The 16,256-nt window shown below is 54.5% G+C and carries 14 protein-coding genes; 5 read left to right on the top strand and 9 right to left on the bottom strand.

All coding sequences use genetic code 11. The annotated features are described in order from the left end of the window. Positions 1 to 16: 16 nt before the first annotated feature. The 3 genes from ldtC to ABIB59_RS01460 all read right to left on the bottom strand — a co-directional run bounded on the left by ldtC (position 17) and on the right by ABIB59_RS01460 (position 5,756). Positions 17 to 970 (bottom strand): L,D-transpeptidase LdtC, encoded by a 954-nt coding sequence (gene ldtC, locus ABIB59_RS01470; protein WP_041851708.1) that lies wholly within the window; start codon positions 968 to 970, stop codon positions 17 to 19. Positions 971 to 1,121: 151 nt separating this feature from the next. Further along, on the bottom strand, positions 1,122 to 4,568 hold the full coding sequence (gene mfd, locus ABIB59_RS01465) for a transcription-repair coupling factor (protein WP_041851707.1): 3,447 nt from the start codon (positions 4,566 to 4,568) through the stop codon (positions 1,122 to 1,124). 114 nt (positions 4,569 to 4,682) lie between these two features. Then, a complete protein-coding gene (locus ABIB59_RS01460) occupies positions 4,683 to 5,756 on the bottom strand; it encodes an acyltransferase family protein (RefSeq protein WP_041851706.1) in 1,074 nt (357 codons plus the stop codon). Positions 5,757 to 6,045: 289 nt separating this feature from the next. Between ABIB59_RS01460 and lolC the strand changes: the two genes are divergently transcribed. From lolC to cobB, 5 genes are read left to right on the top strand one after another with little or no spacing between them, the layout of a single operon-like run. After that, a complete protein-coding gene (lolC, locus tag ABIB59_RS01455) occupies positions 6,046 to 7,245 on the top strand; it encodes a lipoprotein-releasing ABC transporter permease subunit LolC (protein ID WP_354033748.1) in 1,200 nt (399 codons plus the stop codon). Further along, positions 7,238 to 7,939 carry a lipoprotein-releasing ABC transporter ATP-binding protein LolD gene (gene lolD / locus ABIB59_RS01450; protein ID WP_041851705.1) on the top strand — a complete coding sequence of 234 codons (702 nt, stop codon included), beginning with the start codon at positions 7,238 to 7,240 and terminating at the stop codon, positions 7,937 to 7,939. Before lolC ends, lolD begins: the two co-directional genes overlap by 8 nt. Then, a complete protein-coding gene (gene lolE, locus ABIB59_RS01445) occupies positions 7,939 to 9,183 on the top strand; it encodes a lipoprotein-releasing ABC transporter permease subunit LolE (RefSeq protein WP_165158389.1) in 1,245 nt (414 codons plus the stop codon). Before lolD ends, lolE begins: the two co-directional genes overlap by 1 nt. A 22-nt stretch (positions 9,184 to 9,205) precedes the next feature. After that, a complete protein-coding gene (gene nagK, locus ABIB59_RS01440) occupies positions 9,206 to 10,117 on the top strand; it encodes an N-acetylglucosamine kinase (RefSeq protein ID WP_071195431.1) in 912 nt (303 codons plus the stop codon). Between the two features lie 15 nt (positions 10,118 to 10,132). Further along, positions 10,133 to 10,954 (top strand): Sir2 family NAD+-dependent deacetylase, encoded by an 822-nt coding sequence (cobB, locus tag ABIB59_RS01435; protein ID WP_041851702.1) that lies wholly within the window; start codon positions 10,133 to 10,135, stop codon positions 10,952 to 10,954. A gap of 109 nt (positions 10,955 to 11,063) precedes the next feature. Here cobB and ABIB59_RS01430 read toward each other — a convergent pair whose 3' ends face one another. The 6 genes from ABIB59_RS01430 to potA all read right to left on the bottom strand — a co-directional run bounded on the left by ABIB59_RS01430 (position 11,064) and on the right by potA (position 16,225). Next, positions 11,064 to 11,858: a TPM domain-containing protein gene (locus tag ABIB59_RS01430; RefSeq protein ID WP_354033745.1), complete on the bottom strand. Its 795-nt coding sequence runs from the start codon at positions 11,856 to 11,858 to the stop codon at positions 11,064 to 11,066. Continuing rightward, the gene (locus ABIB59_RS01425; RefSeq protein ID WP_041851700.1) at positions 11,855 to 12,316 is read right to left on the bottom strand and encodes a DUF3592 domain-containing protein; all 462 of its coding nucleotides are present in this window, start codon (positions 12,314 to 12,316) and stop codon (positions 11,855 to 11,857) included. The genes ABIB59_RS01430 and ABIB59_RS01425 overlap by 4 nt, the downstream gene beginning before the upstream one ends. A 63-nt stretch (positions 12,317 to 12,379) precedes the next feature. Further along, complete coding sequence (gene potD / locus ABIB59_RS01420) at positions 12,380 to 13,426, bottom strand: spermidine/putrescine ABC transporter substrate-binding protein PotD (protein WP_354033743.1); 1,047 nt, start codon at positions 13,424 to 13,426, stop codon at positions 12,380 to 12,382. A gap of 18 nt (positions 13,427 to 13,444) precedes the next feature. Further along, the gene (gene potC / locus ABIB59_RS01415) at positions 13,445 to 14,236 is read right to left on the bottom strand and encodes a spermidine/putrescine ABC transporter permease PotC (RefSeq protein WP_169039187.1); all 792 of its coding nucleotides are present in this window, start codon (positions 14,234 to 14,236) and stop codon (positions 13,445 to 13,447) included. Then, on the bottom strand, positions 14,233 to 15,090 hold the full coding sequence (gene potB / locus ABIB59_RS01410; RefSeq protein ID WP_354033741.1) for a spermidine/putrescine ABC transporter permease PotB: 858 nt from the start codon (positions 15,088 to 15,090) through the stop codon (positions 14,233 to 14,235). The genes potC and potB overlap by 4 nt, the downstream gene beginning before the upstream one ends. Next, positions 15,074 to 16,225, bottom strand: coding sequence for a spermidine/putrescine ABC transporter ATP-binding protein PotA (potA, locus tag ABIB59_RS01405; RefSeq protein WP_354034149.1), 1,152 nt, complete (start codon positions 16,223 to 16,225; stop codon positions 15,074 to 15,076). Before potA ends, potB begins: the two co-directional genes overlap by 17 nt. Between the last annotated feature and the right edge of the window lie 31 nt (positions 16,226 to 16,256).

Genomic DNA, 16,256 nt, shown 5'->3' with positions numbered 1-16,256 from the left:
TTTTGCTCTACGGAAATTAAAGGGATTGTTGTAGCACGCTGTCATGGAGAGTGACATCCACCGGCATACCAGAGCGCACTTCCATTGCACGTTCAAACACATCGCTTGCGCTTTGTGGCGAATCTTTGAAAGTCTGCATAGTGGCATTAAGCACAATCGGCAATGTCTTCGGGTCGTCGTCAATGGATTTTGACAGCGGTTGATGCACTTCCACCAGGCGTGTGCCGTCAGGTTCAACCGAGGCTTTTATCGGCGTGTTGATAATATTCACGCGCGTACCGGGTTTGATAACGCTAAACAATGTGGCGATGTCGTTATCACGCAGACGAATACATCCGGAGCTGACGCGCATGCCAATGCCAAAATCAGCGTTGGTCCCATGAATGAGGTAGACACCACCGTACGCAGCAAGGCGAATGGCATGGTGGCCCATCGGGTTTTCCGGCCCGGCCGGAACGACTGCCGGTAAATCTATTCCCTGGGCTTTATAACGTGCGCGAATGTTGGCCGTTGGTGTCCAGGTAGGATTAGCCCGTTTATCAGAAACGGTTGTCACCATGGTAGGCGTTAAGGTATCTCCACCCAGTTGCCCTATTCCGATAGGGTAGACGGTCACTTCGTTTTTACCCGGCGGATAATAATAGAGACGTAGCTCGGCCAGATTGATGACGATACCTTCTCGCGGCACGTCGGGTAACAGTGTTTGTAACGGGATAGTCAGTACATTACCTGCGCGAGGAACATACGGATCGACGCCGGGGTTCGCCTGCAACAGGGCCAGGAAACCGACATTGTACTTTTTGGCAATCGCCTCCAGCGAACCGCCATCATTTTCTACCACGTGATACCGGTTTTCCCCGACCACCCGGCTACCGGTGGGGGGTAAAGGCCAGGTATTCGCCTTCGCGGGTAAAACGAGCGTGGCGGCGAGAAAAACCGCCCAGAGGACAAAACGGGAATTATTAATCATTACCATAATCCATGTAATTGATAAGGTTATTTGCAGACACAGGTAATGAAATTATGGTGGGAAGGAATGTCGGGAAGTCCTGGAAGAGTGCAAAATGTTTGTAAATATTTCAAAAAAAACGGGCCAGTGATGATAACTGGCCCGCAGAACACTATGCCATCGCGTTTTCTTCAAGCTGCTGCATGAAGTTGCGTACCCACTCCATGCGGGTTTTGCGTTCCGTCAGCTCCTGGAAGAACTTCAGGCGTGTCGGGCCATCGAGGCGGAAATGTTTAGGCTGCTTTTGCAGCAGGCCGATAAGCCATGCGGGATTGACATGGTTTTTTTCATTGAACTCAATCGTGCCGCCTTTTTCATTCCCTTCAAGCTTACGAATCCCCAATTTCTGGGCCTGTTGACGCAGCCGCGCAATATCAAGCAGGTTTCGCGCGGCGTCAGGCAGCAGACCAAAACGGTCGATCAGTTCCACTTTAATCTCATCGAGCTCATTTTCACTCTTCGCACTGGCAATGCGCTTGTAGAAAGAGAGACGAGTATTGACGTCGGGAATAAAATCATCCGGCAGCAGGGAAGGCATGCGCAGTTCGACTTCTGTTTGCTGGCTGGTGAGATCTTCGAGCGATGGCTCTCGCCCGGCTTTGAGCGCATCGACCGCATTTTCCAGCAGCTCCATATACAGTGAAAAGCCGATGGTCTCCATTGAACCGCTCTGATCTTCGCCCAACAGTTCGCCAGCCCCGCGGATTTCCAGATCGTGGGTCGCCAGCGCGAAACCCGCCCCTAAATCTTCCAGCGAGGCAATCGCTTCGAGACGCTTTTGCGCATCGGTGGTCATCGCTTTTGGATGCGGCGTCAGTAGCCAGGCATAGGCCTGATGGTGCGAACGTCCCACGCGGCCACGTAACTGGTGGAGCTGCGCCAGGCCAAAGTGATCGGCACGTTCAATAATGATTGTGTTCGCGGTAGGAATATCGATCCCGGTCTCGATTATCGTGGTACATACCAGCACATTAAAACGCTGGTGGTGGAAATCATTCATTACCCGTTCCAGTTCGCGCTCACGCATCTGCCCGTGTCCGATGGCGATGCGCGCTTCCGGAACCAGTTCCGCCAGTCTGTCGGCGGCTTTCTGAATATTTTCGACATCGTTATAAAGGTAGTACACCTGCCCACCACGCAGGACTTCACGCAGTATTGCCTCGCGCACTACCAGACTGTCGTATTCGCGAACGAAGGTTTTCACTGCCAGGCGGCGCGCAGGCGGGGTGGCAATGATCGACAGATCGCGCATACCGCTCATGGCCATATTGAGTGTACGCGGAATGGGTGTTGCGGTTAGCGTGAGGATATCTACGTCAGCACGCATCGCTTTAATCCGCTCTTTATGTCGCACGCCGAAGCGGTGTTCTTCATCGACGATCAGCAGCCCCAGATCTTTCCACTTCACATCGTTTTGCAGCAGCTTATGGGTGCCGATAAGAATATCAATCTTGCCCTCAGCCGCCTGCTCCAGCACTTGTGTCTGTTCTTTCGCGCTACGAAAACGTGAGAGCATCTCCACCCGCACCGGCCAGTTGGCGAAGCGATCGCGGAAATTGTCGAAATGCTGCTGGGCGAGCAGGGTGGTTGGCACCAACACCGCCACCTGCTTGTTGTTTTCGACGGCGAGGAAGGCGGCACGCATTGCCACTTCGGTTTTACCGAAGCCGACATCGCCACACACCAGGCGGTCCATGGCCAGTGGCTGGCACATGTCACTTAACACCGCGTTAATGGCTTGCGCCTGGTCTGGCGTGGTTTCAAACGGGAAGCTGTCGCAGAAAAGCTGATATTGTTCGCGATCGTGTTTAAATGCAAAGCCGGACTTCGCGGCGCGTTGGGCATAGATATCCAGCAATTCCGCCGCCACATCCCGGACTTTTTCTGCCGCTTTCTGCCGCGCGCGGGCCCATGCATCGCCGCCCAGTTTATGCAGCGGCGCGTTCTCCTCGGCACCCCCGGCATAGCGGCTAATCAGATGCAACGACGAGACCGGCACGTACAGTTTGGCATCCCCGGCATAGGTCAGCATCAGGTATTCGCCTTTTATGCCGCCCGCTTCAAGCGTGGTCATTCCCGCATAGCGTCCAACCCCATGTTCCAGATGCACCACCGGCTGGCCAGGGTGCAGTTCAGCGAGGTTGCGGATCAGCGTATCGGGGTTAATCGTGCGGCGTGTATCCTGGCGACGGCGGGCAACGCGCTCGCCCAGCAGATCGCTTTCGCAAATCAGCGCCCGGTTACGTAGCGTGTCGATAAAGCCATGTTCTGCGGAGCCAATGATCAGATAGCGCCCTGTATCTTGCGCGTCATCCAGCCGGGTAATGCGCTTCGGCGCCACTTTGATGCGTGAGAGGAGTTCTCCCAGCGCTTCGCGACGCCCCTCGCTCTCGACCGAAAAGACGACCGGACCGGTAAAGGATTCGAGGAATTTGCGTAAATTATCCAGCGGCGACTTTTGCTGTGCCTGAACGGCCAGATCCGGCAACGTCCGGTAACCGAGGTTCACATTGGCGGTTTTGTCTGCCAGGTTTTCGGTTTTGAGCTGCACGCGCGGCCAGCGCTTGAGTTCGCTGAACAGTTCATCAACCCGCAGCCACAGTAATTCCGGCGCCAGCAGAGGTCGCATGGGGTCCACGCCACGGTTTTCGAAGCGCGCCAGGGTCTCCTGGCTAAAGCGCTCAGCGCTGTTTTCAAGATCCCCCGTGTTTACCAGTAGCGTATTGTCCGGCAAATAGCTAAACAACGACGGCAAAGGCTCACTGAAAAACAGTGGCTGCCAGTATTCAATGCCGGTTGGCAAAGTGCCTTTGCTCACCTGTTGATAGATATGTTCGGCATCGCGCTTGACGTCGAACTTATCTCGCCACTGGCTGCGAAACAGTTCGATGGCGGTCTTATCCGTCGGGAATTCGTGAGCAGGCAGTAAATTGATGGCTTCGACCTCTTCCAGCGTACGCTGACTGTCCGCATCGAACAGGCGAAGACTGTCAATTTCATCATCAAAGAAATCAAGGCGATAAGGTTGTGCGCTGCCCATCGGGAAGAGATCCAGCAGCGCCCCGCGAGTCGCGTACTCGCCGTGCTCCATAACCTGATCAACATGGCGATACCCAGCGCTGTCCAGTTGCGCGCGCAGCGCGTCTCGGGACAGACGCTGACCTTTTTTCATGACCAATGCGTGACCGTGCAAATAGCTATGCGGGCAGACGCGCTGCATCAAGGTATTCACCGCTACAATCAGCACACCACGTTGCATAGAGGGCAACTGGTAGAGCGTGGAGAGACGGGAGGAGATAATTTCCTGATGCGGCGAGAAACTGTCATACGGCAGTGTCTCCCAGTCAGCAAGATTCATCACCAGGTTGTCGGTAAACTGGGTAATTTCGTCATGCAGACGCAGGGCATTTTGCATATCCGGCGCAATCAATACCACCGGACCTTTATGGCGCTCAATGATTTCCGCGACTTCGGTGGCGCAGGCTGCGCCAGTCAGTTCGCCAAGCTGGCGCTGCTCGCCAGCTTTGGCGGGCAGAGAATAACGGTATTGTTCAGGCATAGATAGGGTCTGGGTCTCTTATGGATATGCCCCTTGTTATGGGGGCATATCACTGATACGCAATCCCTTTATTATCCGCGATTGTGCACTATTCGCCAACCTCAACACATGCGCTTATCGTGCCTGCAGAGGTGAGGCCAGCCTGGCTGGCGGGGTGAAAAGCAGATCGGCAAAGATTGCCGAAGAGATTTTCCGTATACACAAGCCAACCAGCGTACAGATAGCGAGGCTACAGAACGGATAGAGCAAGACGATGGTGAGCTCGAAAGCAGGCGACCAGCGCCCGGCATTCATCGGGGTCAACAACGCAAGGCTGAGCGCTTCAATCAGAATGCGATGCGTGGTGTAGATGGCAAGCGTATTGCTGCCCACGATATTCAGCAGTGCGTTTTCGTGTGAGCCAACGCGCTCTTCCAGCGCGCGGAACAGACGCAAAATCAGCACGATCGACAGCAAGCTCAAGGGTAAGGGCACATTTAAAAACCATAGCGCCACCGCAGCAAGTAACGCCACTGCCAGCATGATGGCGTAGCGGCGAAAAGAGAGGCGTTTAATCGCATCCATAATAGCGCCGCCAAACCATGCCCCCAGGCTGTAGTAGATCATGTTGCGCATTACGCTATTCATACCCCACCAGGGCGAGGGCAAAAAGTTAATCGCCACGCTCAGCAGTGTCATGGCGACCAGTGCTGCAAGCGACCAGCGGCTCAACAATTTACACAGAATAAAATAGACAACCAGCGCGTAGAGATACCACAGGCTGGTACTGGCGGTGAGCATTCCCTGGATAAAGTCTGAGGGTGTATCCGCATAGGCAGCGTTGGACGCATTGCTTAAATCGCGCGTGGGTGCCAGCCAGTCATTAATATGGCTGAGCGCCAGCCACTGCAGCACACCCCAGATGACAAGCACATAAAAGATACTCCAGATACGTTTGTCGATCGCCTCCTTCCATGGCACCTCATCAATGTAGCGTCGAATCAGGTAGCCAGAGAGAAAAAAGAACACGGGCATGCGGAAGGGGGCAAGGTAAAGATTAAAGTAGATCCAGCACTTTGCGAGCGTTTCCGACCACGCGTGACCAAATGTGGTGAGGTGCGGGTAAAACGTAATGACTGAGTGATAGATGACCACCAGGCAGATACATAATCCCTTGATTTGATTAATCCATAGAGTCTTTTTTTTCATCGTCTTTCGCCGTTTCTATTACAAAATTCGGCGTTTATCCTGATGGCGTCGCCGTGGGGTGTAACGGTAAACAGTCTGTATTTCCTCCTTTTTCGGATAAATATCAGAGGGCGCGTGGAAAAAGGATCTCTCTACGGGAGGCGAAATGCGTAAAAGTCGCGCAACTAGCAATTTGATTTATCGGATTTTTTCCTGTCCTCTGAGATGTCCGCTTACCGTTTCACTCATTTACGCTCTACGCTTTCGCTTATATACTTCGGAGTCTGCTAACAGCAACCAGACGGATTTCATGTACCAGCCTGTCACTCTCTTTATCGGCCTGCGCTATATGCGTGGGCGCGCAGCCGACCGCTTCGGTCGTTTCGTTTCCTGGCTGTCGACCATTGGCATTACGCTTGGCGTAATGGCGCTGGTGACCGTGCTGTCGGTCATGAATGGCTTTGAGCGCGAACTGCAAAACAACATCCTGGGGCTGATGCCGCAGGCCGTCATCACCGCGCAAAACGGCTCTATCAATCCTGAACAATTGCCGGCCAATGGGCTCAAATTGCAGGGTGTCAATCGCATTGCGCCGCTGAGTACCGGTGATGTCGTTCTGCAAAGTGCACGCAGCGTGGCCGTGGGTGTCATGTTGGGTATCGACCCGGTGCAAAAAGATCCGCTGACTCCGTACCTGGTCAACGTGCAGCAATCTTCCCTGGAAGCCGGGCAGTACAACGTGATCCTCGGTGAAGGGCTGGCCGGGCAATTAGGCGTCAATCGTGGTGATCAGATTCGCGTCATGGTGCCGTCCGCCAGCCAGTTCACCCCGATGGGGCGTTTACCCAGCCAGCGTCTGTTTACCGTTGTCGGGACCTTTGCCGCCAGCAGTGAAGTCGATGACTATCAGATGCTGGTCAATATTCAGGATGCGTCCCGTCTGATGCGTTACCCCGCAGGCAATATTACCGGTTGGCGTTTATGGCTGGATGCACCGTTGCAGGTTGATGTTCTGAGCCAGCAAACGCTGCCGCAAGGAACCAAATGGCAAGACTGGCGCGAGCGGAAAGGCGAGTTATTCCAGGCCGTACGTATGGAGAAAAACATGATGGGGCTGCTGTTAAGCCTGATTATTGCGGTGGCGGCCTTTAATATCATTACCTCCCTTGGCCTGATGGTGATGGAAAAACAGGGCGAGGTGGCGATCCTGCAAACTCAGGGGCTGACCCCGCGTCAGATCATGGCGGTCTTTATGGTGCAGGGCGCCAGCGCGGGCATCATTGGTGCGCTGCTGGGGGCCGGGCTTGGCGCACTGCTGGCCAGCCAGTTGAATAATCTGATGCCGGTCATCGGTGCGTTTCTTGATGGCGCAGCGCTGCCGGTAGCCATCGAACCGTTACAGGTAGTTGTTATTGCGCTGGTGGCCATGGCCATCGCGTTGCTGTCTACGCTTTATCCTTCCTGGCGCGCTGCCGCCACCCAACCCGCTGAGGCTTTACGTTATGAATAAGATCCTGTTGCAATGCGACCACCTGTGCAAACGCTATCAGGAAGGGAAAGTGCAAACCGATGTGTTGCACGATGTAAGCTTTAGCGTGGGTGAGGGGGAGCTGATGGCGATTGTCGGCAGCTCCGGTTCCGGTAAAAGTACGCTCCTGCATCTGTTGGGCGGGCTGGACACGCCCACCTCCGGCGAAGTGACCTTCGATAACCAACAACTGAGCAAACTCTCCTCTGCGGCGAAAGCGGAGCTACGCAACCGCGAACTGGGCTTTATCTATCAGTTTCACCACCTGCTGCCCGATTTTACCGCGCTGGAAAACGTCGCGATGCCGCTGCTGATTGGTAAGCATAAAGCGGCAGAAATTGATGTCCGGGCGCGGGAAATGCTGCGAGCGGTTGGGCTTGAGCATCGCGCCAGCCATCGCCCCTCAGAGCTGTCTGGCGGTGAGCGTCAGCGCGTGGCGATTGCTCGTGCGCTGGTCAATAACCCACGTCTGGTGCTGGCGGACGAACCGACCGGCAACCTGGATGCCCGTAATGCGGACAGTATCTTCCAGTTGTTGGGGGAATTGAATGCGTCGCAGGGCACCGCGTTCCTGGTGGTCACACATGATCTGCAACTGGCGAAACGAATGAGCCGCCAGTTGGAGATGCGCGATGGCCGCCTGAGCACAGAAATGACCCTGATGGGGGCTGAGTGATGGCGTCTCCCCTGTCATTACTGATTGGCCTGCGTTTTAGCCGTGGTCGCCGCCGCAGCGGCATGGTGTCGCTGATTTCCGTCATCTCCACCGTGGGGATTTCGCTTGGCGTTGCGGTGTTGATCGTCGGGCTCAGCGCAATGAACGGCTTCGAACGCGAGCTCAATAATCGTATTCTGGCGGTGGTGCCCCATGGCGAAATCGAGCCGGTGAATCAGCCGTGGAATAACTGGAACGACGCGCTGGCAAAAGTGGAAAAAGTGCCGGGCATTGTCGCCGCGGCACCTTATATTAATTTCACCGGGCTTGTGGAGAGCGGCACCAATTTACGAGCGATTCAGGTGAAAGGGGTAAACCCTGAGCAGGAGTCCCGTCTGAGCGCATTACCGAATTTTGTTCAGGCCGATGCCTGGCGCAATTTTAAACCCGGTGAGCAGCAGATTATCCTTGGTAAGGGTGTCGCCGATGCGCTGAACGTGAAACAGGGCGATTGGGTATCGATAATGATCCCTAATTCCGACACCGACCACAAACTGCTACAGCCAAAACGCGTCAGATTGCATGTCACTGGTGTATTGCAATTGAGCGGGCAACTCGACCATGCGTTTGCGATGATCCCCATGGAAGACGCGCAGCAGTATCTGGATATGGGCAGCAGCGTTACGGGCATTGCTATCAAGGTGAAGGACGTCTTTAACGCGAATACGCTGGTGCGTAACGCCGGTGAAGTCACCAACAGCTATGTCTATATTAAAAGCTGGATCGGTAAATACGGCTATATGTATCGCGATATTCAGATGATCCGCGCCATTATGTATCTGGCGATGGTGCTGGTGATCGGTGTCGCCTGTTTTAATATTGTCTCCACGCTGGTGATGGCGGTAAAAGATAAGAGCAGTGATATCGCCGTGCTGCGTACATTAGGGGCAAAAGATGGCCTGATCCGGGCTATCTTCGTCTGGTACGGGCTGCTGGCAGGCCTGCTGGGCAGCCTGATCGGTGCGGTGATCGGCGTGGTAGCGTCACTGCAACTGACCGCGATCATCCGCGTGATTGAAAAGATGATTGGTCACCAATTTTTATCCGGCGATATCTACTTTATTGATTTTCTACCGTCGGAGCTGCACGCACTGGATGTGGTGTATGTGCTGGTCACCGCTCTGGTGCTGAGTCTGTTGGCAAGCTGGTATCCGGCGCGCCGGGCAAGCAATATCGATCCGGCGAGGGTATTGAGCGGACAATAATAAGAAGCACAAAGGAGAGGCGATGTATTACGGATTTGATATCGGCGGAAGCAAGATAGCGCTGGGGGTATTTGATGATACCCGACGTTTGCAATGGGAAAAGCGCGTCGCCACACCGAAAGACAGTTACGAGACGTTTTTAACGACAATTGCTCAACTGGTAGCCGAAGCCGATGCGCGCTTCGGCGGCCAGGGCAGTGTCGGCATTGGTATTCCGGGTATGCCGGAAACCGCCGATGGCACCCTCTATGCCGCCAATGTGCCTGCCGCCAGTGGTCGTCCACTGCGCAAAGATTTGAGCGTAAGGCTCGCGCGTGATGTCCGCCTTGATAATGACGCCAACTGTTTTGCCCTTTCCGAAGCCTGGGATGATGAATTTCGCCAATACCCGATTGTAATGGGCCTTATCCTGGGCACTGGCGTTGGCGGTGGCATTGTCGCCAACGGCCAGACGCTTAAGGGCCGCAGCTATATTACCGGTGAGTTTGGTCATATTCGCCTGCCAGTTGATGCGATGGCGCTAATGGGCTTTGATTTTCCGCTGACGCGCTGTGGCTGTGGCAAACTGGGCTGTATCGAAAATTATCTGTCCGGGCGCGGCTTTGCCTGGCTGTACCAACATTACTACCATCAATCATTGTCCTCCCCGGAAATTATTGCGCGTTGGGAGCAGGGCGACGCGCAGGCGAAAGCCCATGTTGAACGCTATGCTGATTTGCTGGCGGTGTGTCTTGGGAATATCCTGACGATAGTGGATCCGGATTTACTGGTTATCGGTGGCGGCTTATCGAATTTCTCTGCCCTGACGTCATTACTGGCGGCGCGTTTACCGCCACACTTGTTACCGGTAGCCCGGATACCCCGCATTGAACGTGCTCGCCACGGCGATGCAGGCGGCATGCGTGGCGCCGCTTTCCTTCATCTTACTGATTAATCCTGAGAGGATGATATGCAGTCTCGTCGGTCACATCGTCTCAGCTGTTTTCGCCGTAACAAACGCCGTTTGCGTGAGCGTTTACGCCAGCGGATCTTTTTCAGAGACCAGGTGGTGCCGGAAGTGATGGAAAAACCGAGAGTAGTGGTACTAACGGGGGCGGGTATCTCCGCAGAATCAGGCATTCGCACCTTCCGCGCCGCGGACGGTTTGTGGGAAGAACACCATGTGGAAGATGTGGCGACGCCAGAAGGTTTTGCCCGCAACCCACAACTGGTGCAGTCTTTCTATAATGCGCGTCGCCAGCAGCTCCAGTTACCGGAGATTGCGCCCAACCCGGCACATCTGGCGCTGGCGAAGCTGGAAGATATCCTCGGCGATCGCTTTTTACTGGTGACGCAGAATATAGACAACCTGCACGAACGCGCCGGAAACCACCATATCATCCATATGCACGGTGAATTGCTGAAAGTGCGCTGTTCGCAGAGCGGGCAGGTGCTGACGTGGACGCAGGACGTGACCCCGGAAGACAAATGCCATTGCTGCCAGTTTCCCGCGCCGCTACGCCCCCATGTGGTCTGGTTTGGTGAGATGCCGCTGGGGATGGATGAGATTTATCATGCGCTCGCAATGGCCGATGTGTTTATCGCTATTGGTACCTCCGGCCATGTCTATCCAGCGGCTGGTTTTGTCCATGAGGCCAAACTGCACGGCGCGCATACCGTTGAGTTAAATCTTGAACCAAGCCAGGTGGGCAGCGAGTTTGAAGAGAAGCATTATGGCCTCGCCAGCGAAGTGGTGCCGGAATATGTTGAGAAGCTGCTGAAAGGGCTGTAAGGCCTGACTCTCTCAAAAAATGAGGGCGTTTTCCCGGGTGCGCTCACGCTTGCCCGGGCCGTTTCGTAGCCCACGGATAAGACAGCGCCGCACCCGGAGGCCGGGAGCGCTAGGGGTTATCTGCGCTATGCCGTTTCCTTGTCCATAGCCATACCGCGAAAAACGTTGCCACCCCTATCATCAGTGCCCACCCCAGGGAGATATTCGCAACCGACACCGCCCGGTTAGCCAACCACAGGCAAAACGCCTGCCAGCCGATATTGCCGATGGTCATTGCCAGGGTGAACTTCATCGCGTAGCGAAAACGGCTGGTGTAGTTAAAAAGCATCATAAAGGCTATCCAGGCGCAGGCCCAGGCCATAAAACCAAAGCTGTTGCCGGCAACGCTGTCCGGCCCGTTCTTTTCCGGCGGCGGATACCATCTCAGCGGCGGCGTCGGCTGGTTTGTCAGCGCCGCTTCCAGCACATCCAGCGCGGTGTTGACCCCCTGGAACATCAGGCCGCGATGAAAGTACGCCAGCGTCTGGTTCTCGACCATCAAGCGCAATATATGGTCCGGCAGTTGCTGCGCCGCCTGATAGCTGCCGACCAGCAGCACCTGCGGCTTTTGGGTGGTAATCACAATCATTACGCTCCCCGTCATCTCGGGCTGGTTTGCCGTTGCCCGCGCCAGCATTCTTTTGCCGTCACGCAGCAGGCTTGCCTCATTCATAGCGGGAACCACCAGAATATAGAGTGCTATCCCGGTGCGCTGGCGGAACAGTTCTGCTTTGTGGGTAAGCATCTCCGCGCCGGGCACCGTACCGGTGACATCGGTAAAAAGGGTTCGCATTATTGGCACCGGCGCGGCGCTGAGCGCCGCCAGCGGCAGGAGCAGCGTGAGCAGAATTAAAAGCCTTTTCATTTGCGCCCCCTCCGTTTCGCCCGACGCTTTTTGCGCGGGGAATCACTTAAGAACAGCGCGACGGCGATGAAAACAACCCCGCCGATGGCAAACAGCCCCCAGGCAAAGGCGTTAACCCACAGGCTGTTAATCTCCGCCTTATGTGGCTGACCCGGCGGGAAGGCCACCCCAACCGCATCGCCTTCGCTATGTTCATAAAAAACGCTGCCAATGGAAGATTCAAAAACCAGGGTATATTGCGGGGTAGGGCGAAAAGCCACCACCGGGAACCAGGCGCCGCTGTTGCCGACGCTACGCGGGTGGTTGTTGCGCCAGACAGTATCGACGATCAGGCCATCAGTATGTACGGCGTCGCGGGCGTCACGAAACTGTGAGTAAACAATAGCTGCGGCGATGAGCAGCAGTATGGCGCCCAGCGCGGTAAAAATGCGGCGAAAAACCTTCGCGTCCTGCTGCATGCGTACCCTTCCTTTGTCTGCGCAAAAGAGGCCGGGCATCCGCGCCCGGCCCGGATGCAAAACTTAACGTCCTGCTTTCAGCTTCTGATAATACTCTTCGTAAATAGCGCTGGCACTGCCGACATCGTTTTGCCATTCGCCTTTGCTGATAGTCTCTGCATCCGGATAGAGTGATTTATCATTTGCCACTTCCGGGCTCAGCAGTTTACGGGCCGCGAGGTTTGGTGTCGGATAGCCAATGGTTTCCGCCACCTGCTTTGCAATTTCCGGGCGTAGCAGGAAGTTGATAAGCTTAAGCGCGCCCGCTTTGTTTTTGGCATTGGCAGGGATAGCAAGGCTGTCCATCCAGAAGATACCGCCTTCCGTCGGCCAAATTACCTGCAACGGCGTGCCCGCCTGACGGGCGACATACGCGGAACCGTTCCACACCATCCCGAGATTCACTTCCCCTTCCATGTACGGGTTCGCCGGATTATCGGAGTTGAACGCCGCCACGTTAGGCATCAATTTTTGCAGCTCTTTGTAGGCCGCTTCAATCTCTTTCGGATCGGTGGTATTACCGGAAAGCCCCAGTTTACGCAGCGCTACCTGGAAGACTTCGCGCGCATCATCCGTTAGCAGCAGGCTGCCTTTATACTCAGGCTTCCATAAGTCTGCCCAACGGGTAACCGTTTTAGGATCAATCGCTTCGCTGTTGATACCTATGGCTGTCGCACCCCAGATATACGGAATGGAGTAGTCGTTATTCGGGTCAAACGGCTTGTTCAGCATCTCCGGATCGAGATTATGGAAGTTGGTTAGCTGCGTTTTATCGATCTTTTGGATCATGCCCTCTTTACGCATTTTGTCGACAAAATAAGTGGAGGGCACCACCAGGTCGTATGCACCATCTTTATAGGTTTTGAGCTTGGCATACATGGTTTCATTCGATTCATAGGTCGAATAGATAACCTTAATGCCCGTCTCTTTGGTGAACTGTTCCAGCAGGCCTGGCGGCACATATTCTGTCCAGTTGTAGAAATAGAGCGTCTTGCTGTCATCCGCATGAGCGGCGTTTATGCCCAGTGCCAGAGCACCCGCAGCAAGCAGGTGGCGTGACCATTTTTTCATTTAACGTCCCCTGAGAGGTTATGCCTGGCGCGCCAGGCTTTTGGTTTTATCACGTGCAACAAGCTGGCTTGCGACGACCATCACCAGCGACAGAACGAGCAGGATGGTTGCCAGCGCGTTCACCTCGGGTGAGACGCCGACTTTCACCATGGAATAGATTTTCAACGGCAGAATTTCATAGCCCGGTCCGGTAACGAAGGACGAGACCACCACATCATCCATCGACAGGGTAAAGCTCAGCAGCCATCCGGCCGCCACGGCAGGCATCGCCAGCGGCAGGATAATTTTGCGCAGGATCACGAGTTCGCTGGCACCCAGATCTTTTGCCGCTTCCAGCATCCGCACATCAAAACCCTTCAGGCGCGAATAAACCGTCACAACTACGAAGGGCAGGCAGAACGTAATATGCGAGAACAGCAGCGACCAGAATCCAAGCTGAACGCCCAGCAGCATAAACAGCACCAGCAATGAGATAGCCATGACGATATCCGGCGACATCATCACGACGAACAGCATGCCGCTGACAAAGGGTTTGCCGCGAAAGCGATAGCGGTACAGCGCCACCGCGGTCAGCGAACCGATAAGCGTGGCGAACGTGGCGGAGAAGACCGCCATCGTGAGCGAGTGCTGTGCTGCCTGCAACAGACTGTCGTTGTTCAGCAGCAGACTGTACCAGTCGGTGGTAAAACCTTGCCAGTTAATCCCAAACCGTGAGCTGTTAAACGAGTTCACAATCAGAATGATAATGGGAATATAGAGGTAGGCGTAAATGGCGGTCATAAAACCGCCGCGCAGCAGTCGACCGATCATTGCAGTTCCACCTTCTTGTCCAGCAGACGCGAGGCGCGCCAGTAAACCAGTAAAAGTAGACCCATCACGATAGTGAGCGTGATGCTGGTGGCCGCGCCAAAAGGCCAGTCGCGAATGTTGAGGAACTGACTTTTAATCACGTTGCCAATCAGCAGGTTTTTTGCGCCCCCCATCAGATCTGAGACGTAAAACAATCCCATCGCGGGCAGCAATACCAGCAGGCAGCCCGCGATAATGCCCGGCATGGTCAGCGGGATAATAATGCGCAAAAACGTCTGTAATTTACTGGCGCCCAAATCTCTCGCCGCTTCCAGCAAAGGTTTATCGAGTTTTTCGATACTGGAGTAAAGCGGCATGACCATAAATGGCATCAGGATATAGACCAGCCCGATAATGACCGCCGCCGGGGTGAACATCACGCGGATCGGTTCATCAATGACCCCCAGCCAGAGTAAAAATGTATTCAGATACCCTTTGGTGCTGAGGAATATTTTCAGGCCATAGATGCGAATCAGCGAATTGGTCCAGAACGGAACAATCAGCAAAAACAGCAATAACGGACGCACTTTTGTGGGTAGCTTTGCCAGGAACCAGGCGAAGGGATACCCCAGCATCAGGCAGGCAAGTGTGGCGATTACCGCCATATTCAGCGAGTGCAGCAGCACGTCAAAATAGAGCGGATCCAGCAGACGGGCATAGCTATCCAGCGAGAAGACCATCGCCACGAAGTGGGCATCGTCACGGGTCAAAAAGCTGGTCGCAATAATCATCAGGTTGGGGAGAAAGACAAACAGCACAAGCCAACCGACGACAGTGGCAATCACCCCATTCTGGAATTTACTTGTGCTCTTCATCAGCCAGTACGACCTCCCAGCTTTCCACCCAATTAATCGCCATCTTTTGGTTCAAAGAGTGGTCAAAATCGGGGTCGTCTTCGTTGAAGAACTCGCTGACCAGCACCATTTTGCCGTTCTCCAGTTCAACTACTGACTCCAGCGTCATCCCTTTATAATTACGTTCACGCACGTAACCTACCAGTCCTTCGACCTCTGCGACATCGTTGATCTCTTCGACCCGCAAATCTTCCGGGCGCAGCATCACGTTTAGTCGCTGATCTTTTTCGACCGGGAAACTGACGTAAATATTGCATTCGCGCCCTTCGACGGTGGCACGCACGCGCTGTGCATCAAGACGCTCAATGACGGTGGCACTGAAAATATTAATCTCACCAATAAAACTGGCGACAAAGAGGTTCTTCGGCTCTTCGTAAATTTCCCGCGGCGTACCGTCCTGCTCTATTTTACCGTCACGCATCACCACGATCCGGTCTGACATCGTCAGCGCTTCTTCCTGGTCATGGGTTACGAAGACGAAAGTAATTCCAAGTTTGCGCTGCAGTGCTTTTAATTCGTTTTGCATCTGCTTGCGCAGCTTGTAATCCAGCGCGGAGAGCGATTCATCCAGTAAGAGGAGGCGCGGCTTGTTCACTACGGCACGGGCAATAGCCACACGCTGTTGTTGACCGCCGGAGAGTTGGTGCGGTTTGCGCTGGGCGAATGCTTCAAGCTGCACCATACGCAGGGCGTCAGTGACGCGTGGAGCAATCTCTGCCGCAGGTGTTTTTTGCATCCGCAGGCCAAATGCCACGTTTTCGAACACGGTCATATGGGGAAACAGGGCGTAGCTTTGAAAGACGGTATTAACGTGGCGATGTTCCGCCGGAACGTCGGTGATATCCCGATCGTCGAGTTTGATATGGCCCACATCAATGCTTTCCAGCCCGGCAATCAGGCGAAGCACAGTGGTTTTGCCGCAGCCGGACGGGCCGAGCAGGGTGAGGAATTCGCCGTGATTGATGGTCAGGTTAAAGTCTGAAATGACTGTTTTACCATCAAAACCTTTACAAAGGTCGACCAGTTGCACCAGCGGAGTGGGCGAACGCGGTTGTGTATTCAATTTTTTACTCTGTCCCTTGTCAACGCATCGGATAACGCTCCGGATGCGGGGTTTGTGATTAACC

The organism is Citrobacter sp. UYEF32, from assembly GCF_040546205.1.
Classification (GTDB): domain Bacteria; phylum Pseudomonadota; class Gammaproteobacteria; order Enterobacterales; family Enterobacteriaceae; genus Phytobacter; species Phytobacter diazotrophicus.
The sequence above is the reverse complement of the archived record's forward strand: the minus strand, read 5'-3'. Positions and strand labels throughout refer to the sequence as shown.